The organism is Burkholderia sp. 22PA0106, assembly GCF_047497155.1.
Lineage (GTDB): Bacteria > Pseudomonadota > Gammaproteobacteria > Burkholderiales > Burkholderiaceae > Burkholderia.
Genome location: NZ_CP163163.1, coordinates 301,093 through 326,852, shown reverse-complemented (window position 1 = coordinate 326,852; position 25,760 = coordinate 301,093). Strand labels below are relative to the sequence as shown.

Genomic DNA, 25,760 nt, shown 5'->3' with positions numbered 1-25,760 from the left:
CAATGACCTACGTGTCCGGTCCAGCCGCACCCATCGCGTTCGGCGACCTCCAGGGCTGCCACGCCCCCTTTCTCGAATTGCTGTCCCGCCTGTCGCCCGCCGCCGATACCCCGCTCTGGTTCGCCGGCGATCTCGTCAACCGCGGTCCGGCCTCGCTCGCCACGCTGCGCGCCGTGATCGCGCTCGGCGAACGGCGGGTGGCCGTGCTCGGCAATCACGATCTGCACCTGTTGGCCGCCGCGGCCGGCATCCGTCAGCTCAAGTCGGGCGACACGCTCGCCGAGATCCTCGATGCGCCCGATGCCGGCGAACTGCTCGATTGGGTTCGCCACCTGCCGTTCGCGCATTACGACAGCGGCAAGCTGATGGTGCATGCGGGCGTTTTGCCGCAATGGGATGTGACGCTGGCACTTGAACTGGCCGACGAATTGCAGCGCGCGCTGCGTGCGCCGGACTGGCAGGACACGCTGCGCACGTTCTACGGCAACGAGCCGAATCGCTGGAAGGACGGGCTGACCAAGACGGAGCGGCTGCGCGTGGCGTTCAACGCGTTCACGCGAATCCGCTTCTGCACGCCCGACGGCGCGATGGAGTTTCGCGGCAACGGCGGCCCGGAATCGGCGCCGGACGGTTATCTGCCGTGGTTCGACGTGCCGGGCCGGCGCACCGCCGACACGACCGTCGTGTTCGGTCACTGGGCCGCGAACGGGCTGATGCTGCGCGAGCGGCTGGTCGCGCTCGACTCGGGCTGCGTGTGGGGCAATCAGCTATCGGCCGTCGAGCTGGCCGACGATCCGGCCGCGCGGCGCGTCACGCAGGTCGGTTGCGCGCATTGCCAAGTCGGCAAGCGCTGAACGGCATAGAAACGGGTGCAAGATTGCGCCCCGTTGAAACGACACAGGCCGCGCCGGTATCCGGCGCGGCCTGCTGTCCGTGATCGATCCGATCGAAGCGACGATCAGGCGTCGCGTCGCGCAGCCGTCTCGGCGTCGGGCGCGGCGGCCACCACGGTTGCGGCCTGCGCGTCAGCCGCGGTATCGGCGCCCTCGCTGCCTTCCGGCGGCAGCTCGTCCTGCGCCAGCAAGGCCAGCGCCTCGGCTGTCGGCTTGCCGGAAGCGGCCTGCATTTCGGTCAGCGCCGCCATCACGGACGCCCGAGCGAGCGCCGACAGCTCGCGCCGGTCGGGGCCGGCCTCGATCGGCTTGCCCACGTACAGATGCGCCACCAGCGGCCGATCGCTCAGAACCCGGTCGAGCGAGCGCCCGAGCGACATCTTGCCGGTATAGGCCGGCGCCAGCGACTGCCGCCCCTGCCCGTCCTCGTACATGATGCATACCGGCTGCACCGGGCACCCGGCCTCGACCGCGGCCTGAAGCAGGTTCGCGTGGAACGGCAGCAGGTCGAGCCCGTTCGAGGTGGTGCCTTCGGGAAACACGCACATCAGTTCGCCGCCATTCAGCCGCTGCGCCAGTTCCTGCATGATCCGCAACGCCTCGCTGCGCTTCTCGCGCTTGAGAAACACGGTGCCGAGCTTCTCGGCGAGCCAGCCCACCACCGGCCATTGCCGCACCTCGGCCTTCGAGACGAACGGCGTCGGCCGCCACGCGTTGATCACGTAGATGTCGAGCCACGACACGTGGTTGCCGATCACGAGCGCGCGCGAATCGAGCCGCGCCTCGTCGTGATGCACCACCAGCCGCAAGCCGCACAAGCCCAGCATCTTCACGGTCCAGTCGCGCGTGAGCGCCTGCTTGCGGGCCGGGCTCACGCGCCCGAACAGCAAGGCGATGGTCGCCATGCCGCGCAGCAGATGCAGGATCAGGCGCGCTTTGCGCAACGCTTTCATGGGCAGGCTCCGGTCAGCGACGCTCGAACGCCACCTGGCCGGCCACGATCGTGGCCAGCACGCGGGCCGGCAGTTCGTAGCCGAGGAACGGCGTGTTGTGGCCCTGGCTCTTGAGCACGCGCGGCTCGACCTGCCAGTGCGCGGCCGGATCGAACACCACGATGTCGGCCACGCCGCCCACCGCGATGCGGCCGGCCGGCAATTGCAGCACGTCGGCCGCGCCGGCCGTAATGCGGTTCAGCGCGAGCGCGAGCGGCAGTTTCGCCTCGTTGGCCCACTTCACGGTGAGCGACAGCAACAGCTCCAGGCCGGTCGAACCGGGCGTGGCTTCCGCGAACGGCAGCAGCTTTTCGTCGTCGTCCACCGGGGTGTGATCGGAGCAGATCGCGTCGATCGTGCCGTCGGCCACGCCGGCGCGGATCGCCGCGCGATCGCGCTCGGCGCGCAACGGCGGATCGAGCCGGAACTGCGCGTCGAAATAGCCGATGTCGATGTCGATCAGATGCAGGTGATTGGCGCTGACGTCGCAGGTGATCGGCAACCCTTCGGCCTTGGCCCCGCGCATCAGCTCGATGCCGGCCGCCGACGACAGGCGCGCGACGTGCACGCGCGCGCCGGTCACGCGCACCAGCTCGAACAGCGTGTGCAGCGCGATCGTCTCGGCCGACACCGGCACGCCCGACAGCCCGAGCCGCGACGCGACCGGCCCGCTGGCGGCCACCCCGCCCTTGGCGAGGAACGCATCGACCGGGCGCAGCCACACCGTGAAATCGTAGGTTTTCGCATACTGCAGCGCACGCAGCAGCACCTGCGTGTCGCGAATCGGCGAATCGGCCTGCGTGAAGCCGATGCAGCCCGATTCGGTCAACTCGACCATCTCGGTGATGACCTCGCCCTTCAGGCCGACGGTCAGCGCGCCCAGCGGATAGACATGCGCCTGATGCAGCTTGCTCGCGCGGAACTTCAGCATCTCGACGAGGCCCGGCTCGTCGAGCACCGGATCGGTGTCGGGCGGGCAGACCAGGCTCGTCACGCCGCCGGCGACGGCCGCGGCCATCTCCGATTCGAGCGTGGCCTTGTGTTCGTAGCCCGGTTCGCGCAGTCGCGCGGACAAATCGACGAAGCCCGGCGCGACCAGCTTGCCGCTCGCATCGATGGTTTTCGCCGCGTGGAAATCGGCCGGCGCCGCGCCGATCGCGACCACCTTGCCGGCCGCGACGTACACGTCGGCCTGTTGTTCGGTGCCGGCGACCGGATCGATCAGCGTGCCGCCCTTGATATGAATCTTCATGCGCTGCCTGTGAATGCGTTGGATGCGTTGAGTGCGAAGGCCGGCCGTCGCGGCGCCGCGATGGCGCGGCGCTGCCGGCCGGGCCGCGTCAGTCGCTGTTGCCCGCGACGATGCCCATCACGGCCATCCGGACCGCGATGCCGAACGTCACCTGATTGAGAATCACCGATTGGGGGCCGTCGGCCACCTGCGAGTCGATCTCGACGCCGCGGTTCATCGGCCCCGGGTGCATCACGATGGCGTCGGGCGCGGCCAGCGCGAGACGCTCGGGCGTGAGCCCCCAGCTCTTGAAATATTCCTGCGCGGACGGCAGCAGCGCGCCGCTCATGCGCTCGTTCTGCAGGCGCAGCATGATGATCACGTCCACCCCCTTCAGGCCTTCGTCGAGGTTGTGATAGACCTTCACGCCCATCTGCTCGAGGCCGCCCGGCAACAGCGTGCGCGGGCCGATCGCGCGGATCTCGGGCACCCCGAGCGTGGTCAGCGCATGGATGTCGGAGCGCGCCACGCGCGAGTGCAGGATGTCGCCGACGATCGCCACGCGCAGGTTCGTGAAATCGCGCTTGTAGTGGCGGATCGTGTACATGTCCAGCAGGCCCTGCGTCGGATGCGCATGGCGGCCGTCGCCGGCATTGATCACGTGCACGTGCGGCGCGCAGTGCTCGGCGATCAGGTACGGCGCGCCGCTCGATGCATGACGCACGACGAACAGATCGGCATGCATCGCCGACAGGTTGTTGATCGTGTCGAGCAGCGATTCGCCCTTGCTGGTGGACGAGGCGTTGATGTTCAGGTTCAGCACGTCGGCCGACAGGCGCGTCGCGGCGATCTCGAAGGTGGTGCGGGTGCGCGTCGAGTTCTCGAAGAACAGGTTGAACACCGATTTGCCGCGCAGCAGCGGCACCTTCTTCACTTCGCGATCGGTCACGCTGACGAACCGCTCGGCCGTGTCGAGGATGTGCGTGACGATCGAGGTGGGCAAACCCTCGATCGACAGCAGATGCTTGAGCTCGCCGTTTTTCGTGAGCTGCGGGTTGCCCTTCAGGAAGCCGTGGCGAAAGCGTTCGGCAGGTGCGGCCGCGGCGGGTGCGCCGGTGCGGCCGGAAGTGTCGCTCGTCATGATGTGCGTGATTCCAACGTGTTGCTGGGCAGCGCCCGCGCGCTCTGGGGCGCGGGCGCCGGGTGAGGCTCGCTCAGTGCGTGCGCGCCTCGAGATCGAAGGTGAACTGCAGGGCGTCGTCGTGCGCGAGCACCAGCGTGGCGTCGGGCGCCACGTCCAGCGTGCCGCCCAGGAAGCGCGCCGCCACCGGCAGCTCGCGGCCGCCGCGGTCGGCCAGCACGGCCAGCTCGACGGCGGCCGGGCGGCCGTAATCGTACAGCTCGTTCAGCGCGGCGCGCACGGTGCGGCCCGTGGACAGCACGTCGTCGACCAGCAGGATCCGGCGGCCGTCCACGTCGAACGGCAGCGAGGTCGGGCTGGCCTGGCTGTGCAGGCCCTTTTTCGCGTAATCGTCGCGGTGCAGCGCGACATTGATCACGCCGAAGCCCGGCGCCTTCAGGTCGCGCGCGAGACGTTCGGCCAGCCACGCGCCGCCGCTGTGGATGCCGGCGAGCACGGGGCCGTCGGCCGCCGCGAACGCGGCCTCGCCGTAGGCACTGCGGATCTGGTCGAGCAGCGTGAGATAGAGCGCTTCGGCGTCAATGGAACTCATGATGATCGGGCAACTGGTCGAGGTAGTGTTGAAGGATCACGCGCGCGGCTTCGGCGTCGATGGCGTCGGCCTTCGCGCCGCGCGCGCGCAGGCTCGCACGGGCCTCGACCGACGAATAACGCTCGTCGATCCAGCTCACGGGCAGGTTGAAGCGGCCGTTCAACTGATTGCCGAAGCGCTTCGCCTGCTGCGTCATCTCGTGGGGCGTGCCGTCGGGGTGCAGCGGCAGGCCGACCACGAGCGCGTCCGGCCGCCATTCGGCGAGCAGCTCGCCGACGGCCTGGAAACGATACTCGCGATTCAGGTTGGGAACGATGACAAGCGCACGCGCCGTGCGCGTCAGCGTATTGCCGACGGCCACGCCGATGCGCTTTTCGCCGTAATCGAACGCGAGCAGCGTGGCTTCGCGCGCGGACGCACCGCTCATGCGTGGCCCGCCTCGCCCGAGAGCATCGTCGACGACACGCCGAGCAGGCCGAGCGCGGCCTCGAAGCGCTCCTCGGCCGGCGTATCGAACACGATGCGCGGATCGGCGTCCACGGTCAGCCAGCCGTTCTTCGAGATTTCGTCCTCGAGCTGGCCCGCGCCCCAGCCGGCATGGCCGAGCGTGAGCAGGAAACGCTTCGGGCCCTGGCCCGAGGCCACGGCTTCGAGCACGTCCTTCGAGGTGGTCATTTCCAGCCCGCCCTCGACCGACATGGACGAGCTGTAGCTGCTGCCTTCCACCGGCTCGTGCAGCACGAAGCCGCGCTCGGTCTGCACCGGGCCACCGAAATAGACGGGGATATGCAACAGCGGTTCGATTTCCAGCTTGAGGTCGATGCGTTTGAACAGCGCCTCGAGATCGATGTCGGTCGGACGATTGATGACCAGGCCGAGCGCGCCGCGCTCGCTGTGATCGCAAAGATAGACCACCGTGCCAGAGAACGTCGGATCGGACATGCTCGGCATCGCGATCAGGAACTGGTTGGTGAGATTGATGCGATCGGAACTCTTTGGCATGGTTTGAATTTTAGCAAAGACCTTGCCGCGCAACGGGCGCCGCAAGAGTCGATATGACGGATCACGTCGCACTCTATCACGCGCGCGAGGCGGACCGGCGGGCGTGGCGTGGCGCGATGCAGGCGCATCGGGGCGATCGTTCGCGATGAGCCAACAAACGGCGGCGGCGGCGTGCCGGCGCGCGGCGCTGTGCGGCAAATCGGGCAATGGGGCCGGCGTTGCCGCTGCGTTTTGGGCGCGTGCGCAATCGGGACAGTAGATGGGGAACGATCGAAACCGCCCTGCCCGGCACGCACGCTCAGGCCGATTCGAGCGCGGCGGCCAGCGCCTCGCGCGCCGCGAACAGGTCGGGCGGCGCAACCCCGGCGGCGATCTTGTAGAGCGCGGCGCGCAAACCGTCCGAGCCGGCCGACAAGGCCGCGCCGCCATCGGCCGGCGCGTGCCCGTGCATGATGCGGCGCCAGCCGAGCGCGAGCGCATCGGCCATCAGCGCCGTCTGGCCCAGGCCGAGCGCCGCGGCGGCCGCGCCGACGCGAAAGGCGGCGGCTGCTGCCCGCCAGGCCTGCGAGGCGTCGGCCGTGGCCGGCGTGACGGTCAGATCGGCCATCGACGCGTCGGCCGTCTGCAGGAAATCCTCGTAGGCGTGCCCGTTGACCGTGACCAGGCCGAGTTGGCGAACCGCCGCCGCATCGCGCAGGGCGTCGGCCTCGGCGCGCGCCGCATCGACTTCCCAGAGCATCTCCGATGCCTGTGAGCCGGCGACATGCCAGTCGACCGTCAGCCCGTAATCGTTGAGCAACTCGACCTCGGCGACATCCTCGGCCGCCGCACCGTACAGCGCGAAATCGCGCCAGACGAGCGCCAGCGTTTCGCGCACCTGCGCCGGGCCGGCGACCTCCGCGCCGTTCATCTGCTCGCGCAGCAGCAGGTTGCCACGCGCCAGCCAGCGCCGCAGCACCGGCCCCGGCGCACCGCGCAAGGCGCGCAGGCAGGCACCGGCGAGCCGCCAATAGTCGTAGGGATCGGCGCTGGACAGCGCCGCGAAACAGCTATCGAGCGTATCGAGCGCCGCGGCCGGCGGTGCGTCGGGTTCGCGCAACACCACCAGCAAGGCGGCTTCGTAGCCGGCGCGCAGATGCGCGAGACGGTCGGCCGGGATCGCCGCCAGCCGCGCGGGCGGCACCGGCCGGCCGGCCAGCGCGAGCCAGTCGACCGGCGCGGCCGCAACCGGCGCCGCGCCTTCGACGGCGGCCAGCCGCCGCAAGGCATCGTGATGCTCGTGGAGCGCCGGCGAACAGGCCAGCTCGCGCAGGTTACGGCGGGCGATGGCCCAGCGGAAATCGCGCAAGGCGGACCGGAACCCGTCGTTCGGCAGCCCGCCAGCGGGCGGCGTCGCAACGGGCGCAGCCGCGACCAGCGCATCGGCATAGCGCGCCGCCGCCAGCCAGCCGGCATCGCGCAAGGCGGCCGCCACGGTGCGCAGTGCACGCAGCAGCGCCTCGCCCGAGGCCGTGCTGGCTTCCGCCAGCGTGGCCTCGGCAAGCAGCACCGCGCCGCCGCGGGGGTTCGGCAGCGCATCGGGCATCGGTATTACGGTCGGAGACAGTAGGCTCATGGGCACGCAACCGTCGACGCTTGGGCTGAAGCGCCACGCGGGCCTGCCGCGCGGCCGGCCCGCGCTGCCGGCGCCGCGTCAGACGCGCCGGCAGTCGGGCCGAGACACCTGCTTCGCGAGATCGGTCAGATCTGGACCATCTCGAAATCTTCCTTGCGCGCGCCGCATTCCGGGCACGTCCAGTTGATCGGCACGTCCTCCCAACGCGTACCCGGGGCAATGCCCTCGTCGGGCAAGCCCGCTTCTTCGTCGTAGATCCAACCGCAGATCAGGCACATCCAGCTTTTGTATTCCATCGTTTGCCGCGCAGGGAAAAAACCAATTTTGGGGAGACGTGATGGTAACGTGCCGACGGCCGCCCTGCCTAGCATCGTGGTTTCCAGACGACCCGCGCCCAACCCGCGTCGCCTCGATCCCGGCACGCTCATCGGGGCAAAATCGTGCAGGCAAGCGCGGTTCGCCACAGCCGACGATATCGCGCGGCACCCGTGCGCGCGCCACCCGCCGCGACCCGAACCGATGCGCGGCAACCCGCCGCAAACGCCCGCCAGATATTGCATTCGGTTAAAAAAACCACGTCCTGCGCAAGTTTCCAACGCATAATGACCGGCAAGGCGCACCCGTGTGGTGCGCCGCCCGATCGTTCTCTCTTTCCCCGATTTTTCATGTCCAGCAACGCCCCTCCGATCGTCCTCACCTTCGGCTTGTTCGATCCCACCGGCGGCTCCGGCCTGCAGGCGGATTTGCTGACGCTGGCGAGCATGGGCTGTCACGGCACGTCGGTGCTGACCGGCTACACGGTCCGCGATTCGGCTTCCTGTGACGAGGTGACCGGCCTCGATCCGGACACCGTCGTCGCGCAGGCCCGGATGCTGCTCGAGGACATGCCCGTCGCCGCGTTCAAGATCGGCGCCACGGCCCGCGCCGAAGTGGTCAGCGCGATCGCCGAGGTCGTGGCCGACTACGACGGCGTGCCGCTCGTGCTGGCGCCCGACTTCACGCTCGACGACGAGCACGTGCTCGCCGCCGACGACCTGCGCGAATCGATCGCCGATCTGCTCGCCCCGCAAACCACGCTGCTGGTGGCCGATCACGCCACGCTGATCGCGCTCGCGCAGCCCGACGGCGACGCGGAAGCACCGAACCTCGACACGGCGATCGCGCATCTGCTGTCGCAGGGCTGCGAGTACATCCTCGCCACCGAAACCGGCACGCACCGGCTCGTCAACACGTTGTACGGCGAGGAAGGCCAGATCCGGCAGGATCTCTGGGAACGCACGCCGAACCGGCTGATGGGCGTGACCGACACGCTCGCCTCGGCCATCGCGGCGCTGCTGGCCAATGGCCAGGAGCCGCCCGAAGCCGTGCGCGAGGCGCAGGAATACCTGTACCAGGCCGCGCGCGACGCGTTCCGGCCCGGCATGGGCGCCTGGGTGCCCGACCGTTTCTTCTGGGCGCGCAGCAACGAGGACGACACGCCGGCCGCGCCGGCGGCCCCGGCCACGCCGCCGTTCGGCGCATCGCGTCACTGAATGCATTGAACGCACGCCGGCGGGGCGCAGGCCGCCCCGGCTTTTCCGCGCTGTAAACGACAAAAAACCCGCATCGCTGCGGGTTTTTCGTTTTGCGGGGCGGGACGCGCATCGCTGCGCGCCCGTCGTGCAATCGACCGAAGTCGATTACATGTCCATGCCCATGCCGCCCATGCCGCCCGGCATGCCGCCAGCCATCGGGGCATCTTCCTTCGGCAGTTCGGCAACGGCAGCGTCCGTCGTCAGCAGCAGGCCTGCGACCGATGCTGCGTTTTGCAGCGCCGTACGCGTGACCTTGGTCGGGTCGACCACACCGGCTTCGACCATGTCGACGTACTCGCCCGTTGCGGCGTTGTAGCCGTAGTTGCCCGTACCGGCTGCAACGGCTGCCACCACGACGCTGGCTTCTTCACCACCGTTCGTGACGATCTGACGCAGCGGCTCTTCCATCGCGCGCAGCACGATCTTGATACCGGCGTTTTGATCGGCGTTCAGGCCGGTCAGTGCCGTGATCGCGGTGCGAGCGCGGATCAGCGCGACGCCGCCACCGGCCACGATGCCTTCTTCCACAGCTGCGCGCGTTGCGTGCAGTGCGTCTTCGACACGTGCCTTCTTTTCCTTCATTTCGACTTCGGTCGCAGCGCCGACCTTGATCACTGCCACGCCGCCTGCCAGCTTGGCCACGCGCTCTTGCAGCTTTTCACGGTCGTAGTCCGACGTCGCTTCTTCGATTTGCGCGCGCACTTGCTTCACGCGTGCTTCGATGTTCACGGCTTCGCCTGCGCCGTCGATGATCGTCGTGTTTTCCTTGCCCACTTCGATACGCTTGGCTTGGCCCAGTTCGGCCAGCGTTGCCTTCTCGAGCGTCAGGCCGGTTTCTTCCGCAACCACTTGACCGCCGGTCAGGATCGCGATGTCTTCCAGCATGGCCTTGCGACGGTCGCCGAAGCCCGGAGCCTTGACGGCGACGGTCTTCAGGATGCCGCGGATGTTGTTGACCACCAGCGTGGCGAGTGCTTCGCCTTCGACGTCTTCAGCGATGATCAGCAGCGGACGGCCAGCCTTCGCGACTTGTTCCAGGACCGGCAGCAGGTCACGGATGTTCGACACCTTCTTGTCGTGCAGCAGCACGAACGGGTTGTCGAGGACGGCGACTTGCTTGTCCGGGTTGTTGATGAAGTACGGCGACAGGTAGCCGCGGTCGAACTGCATGCCTTCGACGACGTCCAGTTCGTCGGCCAGCGACTTGCCGTCTTCGACGGTGATGACGCCTTCCTTGCCGACCTTGTCCATCGCTTCAGCGATGCGATCGCCGATCGACGAATCGCTGTTCGCCGAGATCGAGCCGACCTGTGCGATTTCCTTGTTCGTCGTGCAGGGCTTGCTGATCTTCTTCAGCTCTTCCACGGCTGCCGCGACGGCCTTGTCGATGCCGCGCTTCAGGTCCATCGGGTTCATGCCCGATGCGACGTACTTCATGCCTTCGCGAACGATCGATTGCGCGAGGACGGTTGCCGTCGTCGTGCCGTCGCCGGCGTTGTCGCTGGTCTTGGAAGCGACTTCCTTGACCATTTGCGCGCCCATGTTCTGGAGCTTGTCCTTCAGCTCGATTTCCTTGGCGACCGACACGCCGTCCTTCGTGACCGTCGGGCCGCCGAACGAACGCTCGAGCACCACGTTGCGGCCCTTCGGGCCCAGCGTGACCTTGACCGCGTTGGCCAGGATGTTCACGCCTTCAACCATTTTGGAACGGGCGGAATCGCCGAATACGACGTCTTTAGCTGCCATCTTTTACTCCTTGAATTCTCTGGAATGGGATCGCTGAGTAGCGTATTCGCAGGCTTACGCTGCGTTGACCACGGCCATGATGTCTTCTTCGCGCATCACGAGCACTTCCTTGCCGTCGACCTTGACGGCTTGGCCCGCGTACTTGCCGAACAGGACGCGATCGCCGACCTTCACGTCGAGCGCGATCGGAGCGCCCTTGTCGTCGCGCTTGCCCGGGCCGATCGCCAGCACTTCGCCTTGATCCGGCTTTTCAGCCGCTGCTTCGGGGATCACGATGCCCGAGGCCGTCTTGGTTTCTTGATCCAGGCGTTTGACGATCACGCGATCGTGCAAAGGACGAAGGTTCATTTTCACTCCTCTTTGAGAAACTGAAGTAACACTGAGGGATGCCGTCGGGCTGTCGCCCGGCGGCGAAGTTGTTAGCACTCTCGTGCAGCGAGTGCTAATTATATGGACGAGGTTTGACAAATTCAAGGACGGAAGGGAAAGGTTTTTTACCGGCTTCCGCCTACCCTCGATTCGATCTTTTCCTTTTAATTCAATCGCTTGATCGAATTTCCCCAGAAAACGGGTGCATAAAAAACAATCTGCCGCACCGTGCGCCCGCGCTTTTGGCACGCGTTGGCACCCTGGCAGCCGGCTGCGATCCAGCCCGCGACCGGCGATTCGTCTGCCCGGATCGCGCCCGGCGCGACGTGCTGCCCGCAGACGATAGGCCGCGCGCGCGACAGCGGCGTGAACCGCAACGCGACCGCGACGCCAGCATGGAGTCCGGGCGAGCGCCGGGAGTTCCCGGCAACGGCGCGCAACGGGTCACGGCTCAGGCCGCCCCCACCTGCGCCAACAGGGCCTGCGCCTGGGCCGCCTGATCGGCCTCGTCCGCCATCGGCCGGAACGCGAACGCGGGGGCGGTGGCCAGTTGCCGGAACGAAGCGCGGCTGCTGCGTGCATAGGCGGGGTCGTAATGCAGGTCGATCAGCGATTCGAACAGCACGTCGCGCGCGCCGGCCTCGGCCAGCGCCTGCCAGTCGCGAATGCGCGCGTGGCCGTGCAGCTCGGTCAGCCGCGCGAGCTGCTGCATGAACGCGGCGGGGTCGTCGAACAGATGGCCGTAATCGCGCAACAGCAGCGCCACGCGCTCGTCGCGCGCCGTTTTGACGGCCACGCAACGCGCCGCGTGCATGCCGGCCAGCATCGTGTCGGGCAGCGTAATCTGCCCGATCTTGCGGCTCTCCGCCTCGACGAACACCGGCCGCGCGGGATCGAGCGCGCGCAGCGCCAGCACCAGCGCCGTATCGAAACCCTTCTGCGTGGGCTGCGCCGCCCCCGGCAGCGCGCCGAGCAGCGAGCCGCGATGCACCGCCAGCCGCTCAAGGTCGACGGTTTGCGCGCCGGCCCGGCCGAGCGCGCCGAGCAATTGGGTCTTGCCGCTGCCGGTACGGCCCGTCAACACGATGTAGCGGAATCGCGCGGGCAGCGCGTCGAGCTCGTCGACAACCCAGCGGCGATAGGTCTTGTAGCCGCCGTCGAGTTGCCGGGCGCGCCAGCCGATCAGGTTGAACCACGACGTCATCGAGCCGGAGCGCTTGCCGCCACGCCAGCAATAGATCAGCGGACGCCAGTTGAGCGGCCGGTCGGCGAAGGTGGTTTCGAGGTGCTCCGCGATGTTGCGCGCGACCCAGGCCGCGCCGAGGCGCGTCGCCTCGTGCGGCGACACCTGCTTGTACATCGTGCCGATCACCACGCGCTGATCGTTGCTGAGTACGGGCGCGTTCAACGCACCGGGGATGTGGTCTTCCGCGTATTCGAGCGGCGTACGCACGTCGATGATCTCGTCGAATTCGTCGACGCGGGACAGCGGAACAAGAAAGGGATTCACGGCAGGCGGGTGCGCGAGGCACAGGCGGGACAGACAGGCGCGGATTATCGCACGCGGGCCGGGGGCGGCCCGGGCGACGGCAAGGTGATCGTCCATCGCAGCGATGCGCTCGATGTCGAGCGGCGCTCGCGGCCCCGCCCGGCTTCGGGCGGGGCGCCGATGCGGCCAGCCGGTCGATTGACGGCGGCCGGCTCAGTCGCGCAGCGCGTCGCGGATCGCGGCCAGCCACAGCGCGACCGCATGCGCGCCCGGATCGGGATGGCCGAGCGCGCGCTCGCCGAGATAGCTCGACCGGCCGCGCCGCGGCATCAGCGTGGCGGTACCGGCCGCGCCTTCGGCGGCCGCGGCGGCCGATGCATCGAGCGCCTGGCGCAGATCGCCGCCGGTCGCGTCGAGCGCGGTGCGCAACGCACGCACGGCCGGATCGAGCGCATCGATCATGGTGCGCTCGCCAGGCCGCGCGCCGCCGATCTCGCACACCCCGTCGACACCGGCCGCGAACGCCTCGGCCCAGGCCGACGCATCGGGCTTCGCCGCGCCGTCGAGCGCCGCCGCCGCGCGCATCAGCATCGCCGCGTAGAGCGGGCCGGAGGTGCCGCCCACGGCACGCCGGATGGTGGCCGACATCGCGCGCAGCACCGCGGCCGGCCGCGACGCGTCGGGCCAGCCGCCCGCCTCGGCTTCGATCGCCTGCGCGGCGCGCGACAGGCTGATGCCGAGATCGCCATCGCCGACGCGCTGATCCATCTCGGTCAGCGTCGCTTCCGATGCGTGCAGCCTGGCGCAAACGGCGTCGATCACGCGCCGCAGCGTGGCGTCGGCGGCGAGCCGCGGGCCGTCGCCGCCGAGGTTGCGGCCCGCGCCGGGCGCGGCCGGCACCGGGCGGCTTTCCTGCGGCGCGACGCGGCCCGCGCGGGCGGGCCAGGCGGGCGCCTCGGTCGGGGTGTCCAGCCAGGCGAGGCGCGCATCGTCGACGCGCAGCAGCGTCAGCGAAATGCCGGCCATGTCGAGCGCGCTGAGGAACGTGCCGGCCCAGGCGCGCTCGGCCACCAGGCCGCGTGCGGCCAGCGCGCGCAGCGCCGCGTCGGCGACGATGTCGAGTTCGCCCGGCGGCGTGCCGCCGAGGTTGTTGACGAGCAGCGCGACGCGCGCGCCGGCGTCGAGCGCGAGATCGTCGGCGATGCGGGCGATCAGGCGCGACGCCACCGCATCGGCCGATTCGAGTTCGGCGCGCTCGACGCCGGCCTCGCCGTGGATGCCGAGCCCCCATTCGATCTCGCGCTCGCCGAGCGTGAAGCCGGGCGTGCCGGCCGCCGGCACCGTGCACGCCGACAAGGCCACGCCCATCGTGCCGAGCGCCTCGGCCGTCTCGCGGGCGTGCCGCGCGACCTCGGCAAGCGGCAGCCCGGCGGCGGCCGCCGCGCCGGCCACGCGGTGAACCAGCACCGTGCCGGCCAGGCCGCGCCGTCCGGCGTGTTCGCCGCGCGCGGCCAGCGCCACGTCGTCGGCGACGATCACCATCTCGACCTCGATGCCCTCGGCGCGCGCGATCTCGGCGGCCAGCCCGAAGTTGAGCCGGTCGCCCGTGTAGTGCTTGACGATCAACAGCACGCCCGCCGGGCCGCCCACGGCGCGAATCGCGTCGAGCACCGCGTCCACCGACGGCGACGTGAACACCTCGCCGGCCACCGCCGCACTGAGCATGCCGGCGCCCACGTAGCCCGCGTGCGCGGGCTCGTGCCCCGCGCCGCCGCCCGACACCAGCGCGACCTCGCCGCGCGACGCGGCCTCGGCCGCATCGGCGCGCACCACGATGGTCCGGCCGGCCAGCAAGGCCAGATGGGGATTCAGCGCGACCAGCCCGTTCAGCAGGTCGGGCACCACGCGTTCGACATCGTTGATCAGTTTTTTCATTCGGCAGGTCCTCTGTCTGGGAGCGGGGCTCCCGCTCGTCTCCGGAATCGGCGGCCGGTGGTCCGGCGCCACGCGTCGCCGGCATGGCGGGGCGCGGGTGGGCTTCACTATAAGACCTGGCCTGGGTGATTGCCTCGGCTGCCGACGTCCCCGTCGTGTACGGGATGCTGCAAGCCGGTTCGACCGCGCGTCGCGGGCGAGTTCCCGTGAGGATTCGATTCGGGGCAAGCGGGCCGGCGAAGGCGGCCGTGCCACAAAAAAAGGCGGTACGACACGAAGGTCGTACCGCCTGCGATCCGGCCCGGTGGGCCGGGGGCGCGGCCAGGCGCGCCGTTGCCGGACAGCCTGACCCGCCGATGCCGCGCGCCGCAGCGCGTCGGCTTACTTGCGCGGCAGCGCCGCGCCGGCCAGCGTCGTGACGAGCGAGGTCACCGGCGAGAGCAGCGTGCCCGCGCTCGCCGACGAGCCGGATGTGCCCGACGCGCCCGACGACGGCGTGATCGCCACACCCGGCAGCGCCGCGCCGACTGCGCCGACCGTCTGCGTCACCACGTTGCCCACCGCACCGACCGTCGTGACGCCGGTCGACGCCACCGTGCCGAGCGCCGTCGCGCCCGAGGTCGCCAGGGTGCCGAGCGTGGCGCCGGTGGTCGACGCGAGCGTCGAGCCGGCCGCGCCCAGCGCCGTGGTGGCGGCCAGGCCCGTCTGGGCAGCGGTCGACAGGCCGCCCGTGAGCGTGTTCGCGACCGTGGTGGCCGCGCCCGTCACCGTGGACACCGGCAGCGCGCCCGACAGGTTGCCGACCAGCGACGTGATCGGCGCGATCGGGTTGCCGGCAACCACGCCGGTGACCGCGTTGACGACGCCCGTCACGGCGGCCGGGCCGGTGCTGGCGATCGAACTCGCCACCGTCCCGACGCCGTTGACCGTCGACGACAGGCCCGACGACGCGGCGTTGACCACGCCGGTCACGGCGGCCGTCGGCACCGACGAGAGCGCGCCCGTCAGCGTGCCGGCCGCGTTGCCGAGGCCCGAGGTCGCGGCGTTCAGGACGCCGGTGACCGCCGTGGCCGGATTGATGCTGCCGACCAGGCCCGTGACGGCGGTCGCACCGGTGCCGAGTCCGCTCGCCACGGCCTGCGCGCCGCCAGACAGGGCATTCGCGCCCGAGCCGAGCGCGCCCGACAGGGCCGTTGCGCCGGTACCGAGGCCGCCGGCCAACGCGCCGGCTCCGCTCGACAGTGCGCCGGATGCCGTGCCGGCCACCGTCGACAGACCGCCTGCGGCCGAGTTCAAGCCGCCGGCCAGCGCGCCCGCGCCGTTCGACAGTGCGCCCGTGGCTGTGCCGAGGCCGGTCTGGAGACCGCTTGCGACCGTGCCTGCCACCGTGTTCAAACCACCCGCGGCCGAACCAAGACCACCAGCCAGCGCACCCGCACCGCTCGACAACGCGCCCGAGGCCGCACCGAGGCCGTTCTGCAAGCCGCTTGCAACCGTGCTGGCTGCACCGTTCAGGCCGCTCGCCGCCGAGCCGAGACCACCGGCCACCGAGCCCAGGCCGCCGGCCAGTGCACCCGCACCGCTCGACAGTGCGCCCGTGGCTGCGCCGAGGCCGTTTTGCAGGCCGCTCGCGACCGTGCTGGCTGCACCGTTCAGGCCGCTCGCCGCCGAGCCGAGACCACCAGCCACCGAGCCCAGGCCGCCGGCCAGTGCACCCGCGCCGCTCGACAGTGCGCCCGTGGCCGCACCGAGGCCGTTTTGCACACCGCTCGCGACCGTGCCCGCCGCGCCATTCAGGCCGCCGGCCGCCGCACCGAGGCCGCCTGCCAGTGCACCTGCACCCGAGGCCAATGCGCCCGACGCCGTGCCGAGGCCATTCGCCAGGCCGCTCGCGATCGTGCCGCCCACCGTGTTCAGCCCACCCGCCGCCGCGCCGAGGCCGCCTGCCAATGCACCGGCCCCCGACGACAACGCACCCGACACCGTACCGAGGCCACCAGCCAGCGCACCCGCGCCCGAGGCCAATGCACCCGACGCCGTGCCGAGGCCGCTCGATACGCCGCCCGCCAGTGCGCCTGCGCCGCTCGACAGGCCGCCCGCGACCGTCCCGGCTACCGTATTCAACCCGCCCGCCGCCGCACCGAGGCCACCGGCCAGTGCGCCCGCGCCGTTCGACAGACCACCCGCAACCGTCCCGGCCACCGTATTCAAACCACCCGTCGCCGCACCAAGGCCGCCGGCCAACGCGCCTGCCCCGTTCGACAAGCCGCCCGCAACCGTCCCGGCCGCTGACTGCAACCCGCCAGCCGCTGCACCAAGCCCACCTGCCAGCGCACCCGCACCCGACGACAACGCGCCCGTCGCCGCACCAAGGCCGCCGGCCAGCGCGCCCGCCCCGTTCGACAACCCGCCCGCAACCGTCCCGGCCACCGACTGCAACCCGCCAGCCGCTGCACCAAGCCCACCTGCCAGCGCACCCGCACCCGACGACAACGCGCCCGTCGCCGCACCAAGGCCGCCGGCCAGCACGCCCGCGCCGTTCGACAACCCACCCGCGACCGTACCGGCCACCGTATTCAACCCGCCAGTCGCCGCACCAAGGCCACCCGCCAACGCACCCGCCCCGTTCGACAACCCGCCCGCAACCGTCCCGGCCACCGACTTCAGCCCGCCCGTCGCGGAGCCAAGCCCCGTCGACAGCCCCGTCACGACCGTGCCGCCCACCGCCTGCAAGCCGCCCGCCGCCGAGCCGAGTCCACCGGCCAGCGCACCGGCGCCCGAAGCCAGCGCCCCCGACGCCTTGCCCAACCCGCTCGACACACCACCCGCCAGCGCGCCCGCACCCGACGACAACGCCCCCGACGCCGCGCCCAGCCCGTTCGACAGCGCGCCGGCCGCCGTGCCCGCCGCCGAGTGGATGCCGGTCGCCAACGCGCCCGCGCCGTTGGCCAGCGCCGCGGCGCCGCTCGACAGCGCCCCGCTCGCGGTGCCGACGATGCCGGACAACGCACCGGTCGGGTTCTGCAACGCCGTCTGCAAACCCGAGACGACACCCGATAGCGGCGTGTTCTGCGCCAGCGCGCCGACCGTGCTGGCGAGCCCGCCGAGCGAAGTCTTGAGCGGCCCGACGACATTGCCGAGCGCCAGATCGATCACCTTCGCGCCGTTCGCCGTCACCGTCAGCGCGACGCCGTCGATCGCGTTGATCGCCGCGCTCACGCCGAGCGACGAGCCGGCCAGGCTGCCGGTGCCGCCGAGCGTCGCCCCGCTCGCGTTCAGCGAACTGCCCAGATTCAGATTGGCCCCCAGATCGCTGACGACCGTGCCGGCGTCGGCCATCGCGGGCTGCGCCGCTGCGATACCGAATGCCGTCAGCGCCGAAAGCGCGATGCTCGACAACTTGAAGTGTTGTTTCATTGTTGACCCCATGTCAGTTGGTCTTGCCGTCGGGTATGACGGCTGAGTCCATTGCAGGGTCCGTGCCAGTGCGGCAAGCCAATTGTCAACGGCGCGGTTCGTCGAACAAACATCCGACAAACCCCCGGGAATGGCGGGGTTCGTGCACGACGGCGCCGCAACACGCGATCGTGCGGGCCAGCCAGGAATTCGTCGCGATTCACCGGCGTAACGTAACAGTCGAATGGAACGTTACGCACGATCGCCGTAACGGCGCGAATATCGAATGCCAATCACCCTATTGGAAATGACAGGTCGGCTTTTCACCAATCCGGCACCGAAGCATTGCGCAACGATGCCGTGCGATCGCACACCGGACAAGCCTCCCGCCGAATCGATCGAAATCGCATCGAATTATTTTTTAAACATTTCCGATACGAGCGTTTCAATCGCTCGCGCGATTTTCTTTGCGCGGCAATCCCCGATTCATTCCGATTGCCCGTGCTCGCGCGGCAATCATTTTTCATGGTCTGACGAATGCCCTTGCCGGCCCTCTCTGCGACGTTCCGACGGAGATTCCCACGCCCGGACGCCAGTTTTGCGACAATGCCGGGTTTGGTCCCGCGCCCACCCCTTCGAGCCTAGCCGATGTCGTTTCCTCATATCGATCTGCTGTACACCGCTTCCGGCCTGTTCGTCGGCTTCCTCGTAGGCCTGACCGGCGTCGGCGGCGGTTCGCTGATGACGCCGATCCTGGTGCTGCTGTTCAACGTCCACCCGGCCACGGCGGTCGGCACCGACCTGCTCTACGCGGCAGCCACCAAGGCCACCGGCACGCTGGTGCACGGCTCGAAAGGCTCGATCGACTGGCGCATCACGGGCCGCCTCGCGGCGGGCAGCGTGCCGGCCGCGGCGCTCACGCTCTGGCTGCTGCACGCGCACGGCTTCGGCTCGGCGTCCACCAACCGGCTGATCCAGATCGTGCTCGGCGCGGCGCTGCTGCTGACCTCGGTCGCGCTGGTGTTCCGCCCGCAACTGGCCGCGTTCGCCTCGCGCCACGCGTTCGCGCCGAACCCGGTGCGCACCGTCGCGCTGACCGTGCTGACCGGCGTCGTGCTCGGCGTGCTGGTGTCGCTGACCTCGGTCGGCGCGGGTGCGATCGGCGTCACGGTGCTGCTGTTGCTGTATCCCACGCTCTCGACCACGCGCATCGTCGGCTCGGACATCGCGCACGCGGTGCCGCTCACGCTGGTGGCCGGCATGGGCCACTGGCTGCTCGGCTCGGTGGATTGGTCGATGCTGGTGTCGCTGCTGCTCGGCTCGCTGCCGGGCATCGTGGTCGGCAGCCATCTGTCGACGCGCGCGCCGGAGCGCCTGCTGCGCAACGTGCTGGCGGCCACGCTGGTGGCGGTGGGGCTGAAGCTCGTCACCGTCTGAGGACGGGCGGGCGGCGGGAAATTCGCGGGGAAAGAAAAAACGAGGGAAAAACCGGAGGGAAACGCGCGCAACGCGGCGAAACCGCCGCGCCGCGCGCTGCCAGCGCCTTACTGCTGCTGGACGGTCAGCTTGTTGTCGACCGACGTGACGCCCTTCACGCCCTTGGCGGCATCGCCGGCCTTGTCGATCTGCGATGCGTCGGGCACCGAGCCCTGCAGCGAGATCGCGCCGCCCTTCGAGCGCACGGTGATGTTCGACACATCGATGCCGCCGGCCTTCGTGATGGCCTTGCGCACCGCGTAGCCGAGCTGGCGGTTCTGCTTGCGAACCGTCTTGGCGCCAGCCTTCGACGTGCTCTTGGTGGCCGCCGGCGCGTCGGTGCTGGCCGCATCGCTCGCCTGCGCATACACATTGCCGCATACGAGCGCCGCCACTACCGCGCTGCCCAGTGCCTTCCACACGATCGACTTCATGTTTGCTCCTTGTCCTTGTATTGCCGGCGAGGTTCGTTCATTGACGAACCGTGGCCGGTGAACCCCCAGAAAACGGCCGGCGGCATGAGCCGCCGGCCGACATTTCCACGAAGCAATCGAGAGGCGCTGCGTCCGCCCGGCCAGCGCTGGGCTGGCCGGACTGCCGGGCCTCGTCCGTCTCGCGCCCGATCTGGAAGTGAAGCGCCGGGTCGCGCCGCGACGGACAAGGCGCGGCTGCGTCGCACAATGTAATCCAGCGGCACGCGAAGCGCAAAGCCTTTGCGTTACGGATCGCAAGTGTGGCGCGCGGCCATCCGGACCTTCCCGAATCCCCCGCCCGGCCTGCCTCGCCGCCGTCGAACTCGGTTACCATCGTCGCGATTCAGGATGCCTGAACATCCTGCGCCGAACCGGCCTGCCCCGCCCCTCCCGCTCCGATGACCGAACCGCCCCGCTCCCGTCGCCCGCACCCGATCCTCACCCGCTTCGTGACGGTGTCGTGGCGCGACCTGGCGATGTCGTTCGGCCCGGCGCTGCTGCTCGGCGGCGCGGCGATCTGGCTCGCGATCCGGCTGATCCAGCCCGCGCCGCCCACCCACCTGACGCTGTCGGCCGGGCCGCCGGGCAGCACCAACTGGTCGGCCGCGCAGAAGTACAAGCGAATCCTCGCCAAGAACGGCATCACGCTCGACGTGCTGCCGTCCGAGGGCTCGGCGCAGAACCTGCAGCGCCTGCTCGATCCGCATGCGGAGGTGGACGTCGCGTTCGTGCAGAGCGGGCTCGAACAGAAAACCCCGCCGGATCAACTGGTTTCGCTCGGCAGCGTGGGCTACGTGCCGATCGCGATCCTGTATCGCGGCGCGCCGGTGCAGCGGCTCTCGCAGTTTCGCGGCAAGCGCCTCGCGCTCGGCCCGGACGGCAGCGGCTCGCACGAACTCGGCCTGGCGCTGCTGAAGCTGAACGGCATCCTGCCGGGCGGCGCCACCCAACTTCTGCCGCTGGCCGGCGAGGACGCCGCCCGCGCGCTGATCGACGGCAAGATCGACGCGGCGTTCCTGTCGGGCGATTCGACCCAGATTCCGGTGATGGCCAAGCTGTTCCGCGCGCCGGGCGTGCGCTTCTACTCGTTCCCGCAAGCCGACGCCTACGCGCGCCGCCTGCCCTACCTGACCGACATCACGCTGCCGATGGGCGTCTACGACCCCGGCACCAATCTGCCGGCCGAAGACATCCACACGCTGTCGCCCACCGTCGAGCTGATCGCGCGCGATTCGCTGCATCCGGCGCTGTCGGACCTGCTGATCGAGGCCGCGCGCGAGGTGCAGGGCCGCGCCACGATCCTGCAGCGCGCAGGCGAATTCCCGTCGCCGGTCACGCACAGCAGCATCGCGCTGTCCGACGATGCGGCGCGCTACTACAAGTCGGGCAAGACCTTCCTCTACCGCCAGTTGCCGTTCTGGGTGGCGAGCCTGGTCGACCGGCTGCTGGTGATCGTGGTGCCGCTGGTGGTGGTGCTGATCCCCGGGCTGCGCTTCGTGCCGCTGCTGTACGGCTGGCGCGTGCGCTCGCGAATCTACCGCTGGTACGGCGCGCTGATCACGCTCGAGCGCAGTGCGCTCGGCGAGCTGTCGCCGCGCGAGCGCGCCGCGTTGCTCGACAAGCTCGACGACGTGGAAGACGCCGTCAACCGCATGAAGATGCCGCTTGCCTATGCGGGGCAGTTCTACGTGTTGCGCGAGCACATCGGCTTCGTGCGCGAGCGTTTGCTGACGCAGGACGACGCCACGCGCGGCGCGCGCGACGGGGCGGCGGGCGCCCCGCCTTCCCCGAATCCGGCCCCGCGTGACGCGGCCGATTCCGGCGCGCCTGCCGCCGCCCACCCGCTCGCCACCGGCGCGACGGCGCTGGCCGCGGCCGCTGCGCTCGACACGGCGCTGCCGCCCGCGCCGCCCGGCCCGCACCCCGGCGACGCGTGAACGGCCGATTCGCCGCGATTGCTGCACGCGGCTCCGCCATTGCGTACCATGACGGCTCGCGGGCCGCGCCGCCCCGCGCCATTCCACAGGAGATTCCCAGATGACCGTGGGCCACGACACCAGCCAGCCGCGCTGGTATTACGATTTCCTGTCGCCGTTCACGTACCTGCTGCTCGAGCAGCAAGACAAGTGGCCGAGCATGCCGTTCGAGCCGGTGCCGGTTTCGCTGCCGGTGCTTCAGCATCACTGGGGCCAGCGCCCGATGTACGACGTGCCGGCCAAGCGCGTCTTCACGTACCGCCACGCGCTGTTCCGCGCCGATCAGCTCGGCATCCCGTTCCGCATGCCGCCCGCGCACCCGTTCGATTCGTCGCGGATCATGCGGCTCGCGGTGGCCGTGTCGGCCGATTTCGCGACGGTGCGCGAGATCTTCCGCTTCATCTGGCGCGAGGGCCGCGACCCGACCACCGAGGAGGGCTTCGCGGCGCTGTGCGAGCGCGTCGGCATCGCCGCCGACGATCCGCGCATCGACGCCGACGCCACCCGCGAGCAGTTCGACCGCAACACGCAGGACGCGATCGCGCTCGGCGTGTTCGGCGTGCCGACGTTCTGGATGAACCGTCAGTTGTTCTGGGGCGAGGATGCGCTGTCGATGGTGCTGTATTGCGCGCGCACGCCGAACTGGCTCGAATCGAAGGAAGTGAAGCGAATCAGCGCGCTGCCGCCCGGCCGCCGCTGATACCCCGGATAGCGCGCGCCGCGCCGCCTGCGCGACGCGCTCCGGTATCGTAGGCGCGATATGTGTCCGACCGGCTCCCGACCGCCGATGCTCCCCGATCCCACCCACCTCGACGCCACCGACGCCCGCACCGCCTCGCTCGATATCTGGCTGGTGCGGGTGCTGCGCACGCTGCTGCTGGAGCGCAGCGTCACGCAAGCCGCGCTGCGCCTGAACCAGACGCAGCCGGCCATCAGCACTGCGCTGCGGCGGCTGCGCGAAATTCTCAACGATCCGATCCTGGTGCGTGGCAAGTCGGGCATGGTGCCGACCGAATACGGCGCGTCGCTGCTCGATGCCGCGCAACGCGCGCTGCGCGACGTCGACTTCATCGCCACGCCGCACGGCGATTTCGATCCGGCCCGCTCGCGCCGCACGTTCCGGATCGCCGCGCCCGATTACCTCAACGATTTCTTCATGCCGACGCTGATCGCGCGCTTTCGCGAGACCGCGCCGCTCGCGCATCTGGAGCTCGATTCGCTGAACCCGGCGCTCGATCACGCCGGCGCGCTCGATTCGGGCCAGCTCGACCTGGTGATCGCGAACTGGCCGAAGCCGGAGCCGCGCTTCACGCGCAGCGAGCTGTTCCGCGATGCGGTGGTGTGCCTGATGCGCGACACGCATCCGCTCGCGCACGCGCCGCTCACGCGCGAGGCCTACGCGGCCGCTGCGCATCTGGCGCCCACGCCGTATACCGGCGCGGCACGCAACGCCATCGAAATCGGCCTGGCGCGCGCCAGACTCGAACGCCGGGTGGTCGCCACGCTGCCGTATTTCGGCGTGGTGCCGCAGGTGCTGCTGCAATCGGACCTGATCTTCACCACCACGCGCCGCTTCGCGATGCACTACGCGCAACTGCTGCCGCTCGTGATTGCCGAGCCGCCCGTGCCGTTCCCGCGCATCCTCTGCTACCAGCTTGCCCATCCGCAGCCCGACCGGCCGACCGACATCGCCTGGCTCGGCGCGCTCGTGAAATCGGTGTCCGACGCGCTGACCGGCACGCACGCGCGCAAAAAACGCTAAGGCATCCGAGGCAAGGGCGCGCTTACGCGCCGATCCACGTTTCCTGCAAATGGACCCAGCGGATCGCGCCGCTCGCCGCCTCGCGTTCGAGCACGGCCGTCGAGCGGCGCGAGCGCAGCGCGCCCGTCGCGTCGTGCTGATGCTCGTCGTAGCCGATCGCCGCGCCGCCCGGGTAGCACACGATCGCGCGCATCGCGGAAAACGTGATGCGCAGCCCCGGCTTGCCGCCGCCCAGCCGCGCGAACAACGTGCGCAGGCCGGCGTGATCGAACTGCGCGCCGTCGGTGCCGACCATCGTGAAGCACGGCGCGAACTGCGCGAGCAACGCATCGAGCGAGGCTGCGTCGGTGGCGGTGCCGGCGAGCCAGGCCTCGATCGCGGCGCAGGTCGAGACGATCGTGTCGAAGTAGGCTTGCACGTCGGCGGTGCCGGTGGTGGTGGAGGTCGAATCGGTCATCGGGAATCCGGAATGAAAACGAACGGCCGCGCGAGGCGGCCGCAATCGTGAGTCAATGAAACGGCGCCAAGCGGCACTAAGCGGCACCAAGCGGCGCCTCGAATCAACGTGGCTGGCCTCGGCGCCTCAATGCGCCGCGATCGGGTCGAGCCCGGTCGCTTCCACATCGGCGCGCGCCGCCGGCGAGGCCAGATAGTCGAGCAGCTTGCGCGCCGCTTCGGGATGCGGCGCGTTCACCGGAATGCCGGCCGCATAGCGCGTGATCGATTGCAGCGATTCGGGAATCCGCCCGGCAAACGCAACGCCCTTCACCGGCAACAGTTCGGCCACCTGCTGGAAGCCGAGCGCATAGCTGCCGTCGGCCACCTTCGACGCCACCGGCACACGCGGCACCTTGGTCGCCTTCGGCTTCAGTTGCGCGCCGATGCCGAGCTTGTCGAACAGCTCGCGCTCGATATACACACCGCTCGCGCTGTCCGAATAGGCCACCGACGGCGCGGCCAGCAGCGCGGCCTTCAGCGCCTCGGGCGTGCTGACGTCGGGCACCGGCACGCCGGCACGCACCACCGCGCCGATCCGCGAATCGGCCAGCTCGACGCGCGAATCGGCGCGCACCTTGCCTTCGGCGATCAGCTTGTCGAGCGCGTAGCCCACCATGATCACGACGTCGGCCGGCTCGCCGCGCGCGAGGCGGTTCGGGATCGCCTGCGGCGTCTCGCCCATCGACGGGCCGTAGATGATGTCGAGCGTGTCGCCCGAGGCGGCGGTGAATTTCGGCGCAAGGCGCTGATAGGCGGCCGTGAAGCCGCCCGAATTCATGACATGCAGCTCGACGGCGCGGGCGCCGGTGGTGAATGCGCCGGCCGCAAGGGCGGCGGCCAGCAGGATGACGCGGGCGGAAGCGCGGCGCGATGAAGGAAAATGTCTCGGCATTGTTGTCGGTGCCGGCCCGCGAGGGCCGTCTCGTTGGGAAACAGTGCCGGCTATCTTCGCGAAAAGCGCCGCGTTTGAAAAGATCGAATTGCGCAGCGGCGCGCGCCATGTCATTCCACGGGGCCGTTCACGGCGCGAGCGCAGCCTCGGCCGCCGCCTGTTTGCGCCACGCGCACGGCGCGCCGGTGCGGGCCTGCAGCAACTCGGCACACACCGCCACCGCGATCGCGGCCGGCGCCTTGTCGACGATGCCGCCCACGCCGATCGGGCACACCATGTCGGCCAGGTGCGCGGCCGCGACGCCGCGCGCGACGAGCCGCCGCTCGAACCGCACGCGCTTGGTGCGCGAGCCGATCATGCCGAAATACGCGAAATCCTCGCGCCGCAGGATTCGCTCGGCCAGCGCGAAGTCGAGCGCGTGGTTGTGCGTCATGACGAGGAAATACGCACCGGGCGGCGCGGCGTCCACCAGCACGTCGGGCGTGTCGGTCGGCTCGGGCTGCACGTTCGGCGGCACCTCGTCGGGGAAGCATTCGTCGCGCGTATCGACCCACTGCACCACGCAGGGCAGATGCGCGAGCAACGCGACGAGCGCATGGCCGACATGCCCCGCGCCGAACAGCACGACATGCATCGGCGCCGGGCGTGACGCAATGGCCGGCTCGCGCCGGCGCCCGACCTGAATCGACGACGGAATCGGCCGCATCG

At 69.9% G+C, this 25,760-nt stretch carries 23 protein-coding genes; 6 read left to right on the top strand and 17 right to left on the bottom strand.

Translation table 11 applies throughout. The annotated features are described in order from the left end of the window. Window positions 1-2 precede the first annotated feature (2 nt). Window positions 3-854, top strand: a complete 852-nt coding sequence (locus tag AB4850_RS16360; RefSeq protein WP_414444083.1) for a symmetrical bis(5'-nucleosyl)-tetraphosphatase — start codon at window positions 3-5, stop codon at window positions 852-854. Between the two features lie 104 nt (window positions 855-958). Here AB4850_RS16360 and AB4850_RS16355 read toward each other — a convergent pair whose 3' ends face one another. The 8 genes from AB4850_RS16355 to AB4850_RS16320 all read right to left on the bottom strand — a co-directional run bounded on the left by AB4850_RS16355 (window position 959) and on the right by AB4850_RS16320 (window position 7,762). Further along, window positions 959-1,846, bottom strand: coding sequence for a lysophospholipid acyltransferase family protein (locus AB4850_RS16355; protein WP_414444082.1), 888 nt, complete (start codon window positions 1,844-1,846; stop codon window positions 959-961). A gap of 13 nt (window positions 1,847-1,859) precedes the next feature. Beyond that, complete coding sequence (locus AB4850_RS16350; RefSeq protein WP_414444081.1) at window positions 1,860-3,137, bottom strand: dihydroorotase; 1,278 nt, start codon at window positions 3,135-3,137, stop codon at window positions 1,860-1,862. Window positions 3,138-3,225: 88 nt separating this feature from the next. Beyond that, complete coding sequence (locus tag AB4850_RS16345; protein ID WP_414444080.1) at window positions 3,226-4,257, bottom strand: aspartate carbamoyltransferase catalytic subunit; 1,032 nt, start codon at window positions 4,255-4,257, stop codon at window positions 3,226-3,228. Between the two features lie 73 nt (window positions 4,258-4,330). Beyond that, a complete protein-coding gene (gene pyrR, locus AB4850_RS16340; RefSeq protein WP_414444079.1) occupies window positions 4,331-4,849 on the bottom strand; it encodes a bifunctional pyr operon transcriptional regulator/uracil phosphoribosyltransferase PyrR in 519 nt (172 codons plus the stop codon). Next, complete coding sequence (gene ruvX / locus AB4850_RS16335; RefSeq protein WP_414444078.1) at window positions 4,836-5,276, bottom strand: Holliday junction resolvase RuvX; 441 nt, start codon at window positions 5,274-5,276, stop codon at window positions 4,836-4,838. Before ruvX ends, pyrR begins: the two co-directional genes overlap by 14 nt. Beyond that, entirely contained in the window at window positions 5,273-5,851 is a 579-nt protein-coding gene (locus tag AB4850_RS16330; RefSeq protein WP_414444077.1) for a YqgE/AlgH family protein, read from the bottom strand. The genes ruvX and AB4850_RS16330 overlap by 4 nt, the downstream gene beginning before the upstream one ends. 298 nt (window positions 5,852-6,149) lie before the next feature. After that, window positions 6,150-7,466 (bottom strand): hypothetical protein, encoded by a 1,317-nt coding sequence (locus tag AB4850_RS16325; protein WP_414444076.1) that lies wholly within the window; start codon window positions 7,464-7,466, stop codon window positions 6,150-6,152. 125 nt (window positions 7,467-7,591) lie between these two features. Further along, complete coding sequence (locus tag AB4850_RS16320; protein ID WP_006400971.1) at window positions 7,592-7,762, bottom strand: rubredoxin; 171 nt, start codon at window positions 7,760-7,762, stop codon at window positions 7,592-7,594. A 369-nt stretch (window positions 7,763-8,131) separates the two neighbouring features. Here AB4850_RS16320 and thiD point away from each other — a divergent pair, with 369 nt between their 5' ends. After that, window positions 8,132-8,998: a bifunctional hydroxymethylpyrimidine kinase/phosphomethylpyrimidine kinase gene (thiD, locus tag AB4850_RS16315; RefSeq protein ID WP_414444075.1), complete on the top strand. Its 867-nt coding sequence runs from the start codon at window positions 8,132-8,134 to the stop codon at window positions 8,996-8,998. A gap of 147 nt (window positions 8,999-9,145) precedes the next feature. Here thiD and groL read toward each other — a convergent pair whose 3' ends face one another. The 5 genes from groL to AB4850_RS16290 all read right to left on the bottom strand — a co-directional run bounded on the left by groL (window position 9,146) and on the right by AB4850_RS16290 (window position 17,996). Then, window positions 9,146-10,786 (bottom strand): chaperonin GroEL, encoded by a 1,641-nt coding sequence (gene groL, locus AB4850_RS16310; protein ID WP_414444074.1) that lies wholly within the window; start codon window positions 10,784-10,786, stop codon window positions 9,146-9,148. Between the two features lie 54 nt (window positions 10,787-10,840). After that, window positions 10,841-11,134, bottom strand: coding sequence for a co-chaperone GroES (locus AB4850_RS16305; RefSeq protein ID WP_414444073.1), 294 nt, complete (start codon window positions 11,132-11,134; stop codon window positions 10,841-10,843). A gap of 472 nt (window positions 11,135-11,606) precedes the next feature. After that, window positions 11,607-12,665, bottom strand: a complete 1,059-nt coding sequence (mnmH, locus tag AB4850_RS16300; protein ID WP_414444072.1) for a tRNA 2-selenouridine(34) synthase MnmH — start codon at window positions 12,663-12,665, stop codon at window positions 11,607-11,609. Window positions 12,666-12,857: 192 nt separating this feature from the next. After that, a complete protein-coding gene (gene dhaL / locus AB4850_RS16295) occupies window positions 12,858-14,579 on the bottom strand; it encodes a dihydroxyacetone kinase subunit DhaL (RefSeq protein WP_414444071.1) in 1,722 nt (573 codons plus the stop codon). 381 nt (window positions 14,580-14,960) lie between these two features. Then, complete coding sequence (locus AB4850_RS16290) at window positions 14,961-17,996, bottom strand: beta strand repeat-containing protein (RefSeq protein WP_414444070.1); 3,036 nt, start codon at window positions 17,994-17,996, stop codon at window positions 14,961-14,963. Between the two features lie 627 nt (window positions 17,997-18,623). Here AB4850_RS16290 and AB4850_RS16285 point away from each other — a divergent pair. After that, the gene (locus AB4850_RS16285) at window positions 18,624-19,412 is read left to right on the top strand and encodes a sulfite exporter TauE/SafE family protein (RefSeq protein ID WP_414444069.1); all 789 of its coding nucleotides are present in this window, start codon (window positions 18,624-18,626) and stop codon (window positions 19,410-19,412) included. 107 nt (window positions 19,413-19,519) lie between these two features. Here the strand turns inward: AB4850_RS16285 and AB4850_RS16280 are convergent, their stop codons facing one another. After that, a complete protein-coding gene (locus AB4850_RS16280) occupies window positions 19,520-19,885 on the bottom strand; it encodes a BON domain-containing protein (protein WP_414444068.1) in 366 nt (121 codons plus the stop codon). 437 nt (window positions 19,886-20,322) lie between these two features. Between AB4850_RS16280 and AB4850_RS16275 the strand changes: the two genes are divergently transcribed. From AB4850_RS16275 to AB4850_RS16265, 3 genes are all read left to right on the top strand, one after another. After that, window positions 20,323-21,861 (top strand): TAXI family TRAP transporter solute-binding subunit, encoded by a 1,539-nt coding sequence (locus AB4850_RS16275; protein ID WP_414444067.1) that lies wholly within the window; start codon window positions 20,323-20,325, stop codon window positions 21,859-21,861. Between the two features lie 100 nt (window positions 21,862-21,961). Next, the gene (locus tag AB4850_RS16270) at window positions 21,962-22,600 is read left to right on the top strand and encodes a 2-hydroxychromene-2-carboxylate isomerase (protein ID WP_414444066.1); all 639 of its coding nucleotides are present in this window, start codon (window positions 21,962-21,964) and stop codon (window positions 22,598-22,600) included. 87 nt (window positions 22,601-22,687) lie between these two features. Continuing rightward, entirely contained in the window at window positions 22,688-23,662 is a 975-nt protein-coding gene (locus AB4850_RS16265) for a LysR family transcriptional regulator (protein WP_414444065.1), read from the top strand. Between the two features lie 22 nt (window positions 23,663-23,684). Here AB4850_RS16265 and AB4850_RS16260 read toward each other — a convergent pair whose 3' ends face one another. The 3 genes from AB4850_RS16260 to xdhC form a co-directional block, all read right to left on the bottom strand. Continuing rightward, window positions 23,685-24,119 carry a polyketide cyclase gene (locus AB4850_RS16260; protein ID WP_414444064.1) on the bottom strand — a complete coding sequence of 145 codons (435 nt, stop codon included), beginning with the start codon at window positions 24,117-24,119 and terminating at the stop codon, window positions 23,685-23,687. A 126-nt stretch (window positions 24,120-24,245) separates the two neighbouring features. Then, window positions 24,246-25,052 carry a substrate-binding domain-containing protein gene (locus tag AB4850_RS16255; protein ID WP_414444063.1) on the bottom strand — a complete coding sequence of 269 codons (807 nt, stop codon included), beginning with the start codon at window positions 25,050-25,052 and terminating at the stop codon, window positions 24,246-24,248. Between the two features lie 127 nt (window positions 25,053-25,179). Continuing rightward, window positions 25,180-25,758: a xanthine dehydrogenase accessory protein XdhC gene (gene xdhC, locus AB4850_RS16250; protein ID WP_414444062.1), complete on the bottom strand. Its 579-nt coding sequence runs from the start codon at window positions 25,756-25,758 to the stop codon at window positions 25,180-25,182. Window positions 25,759-25,760 lie beyond the last annotated feature (2 nt).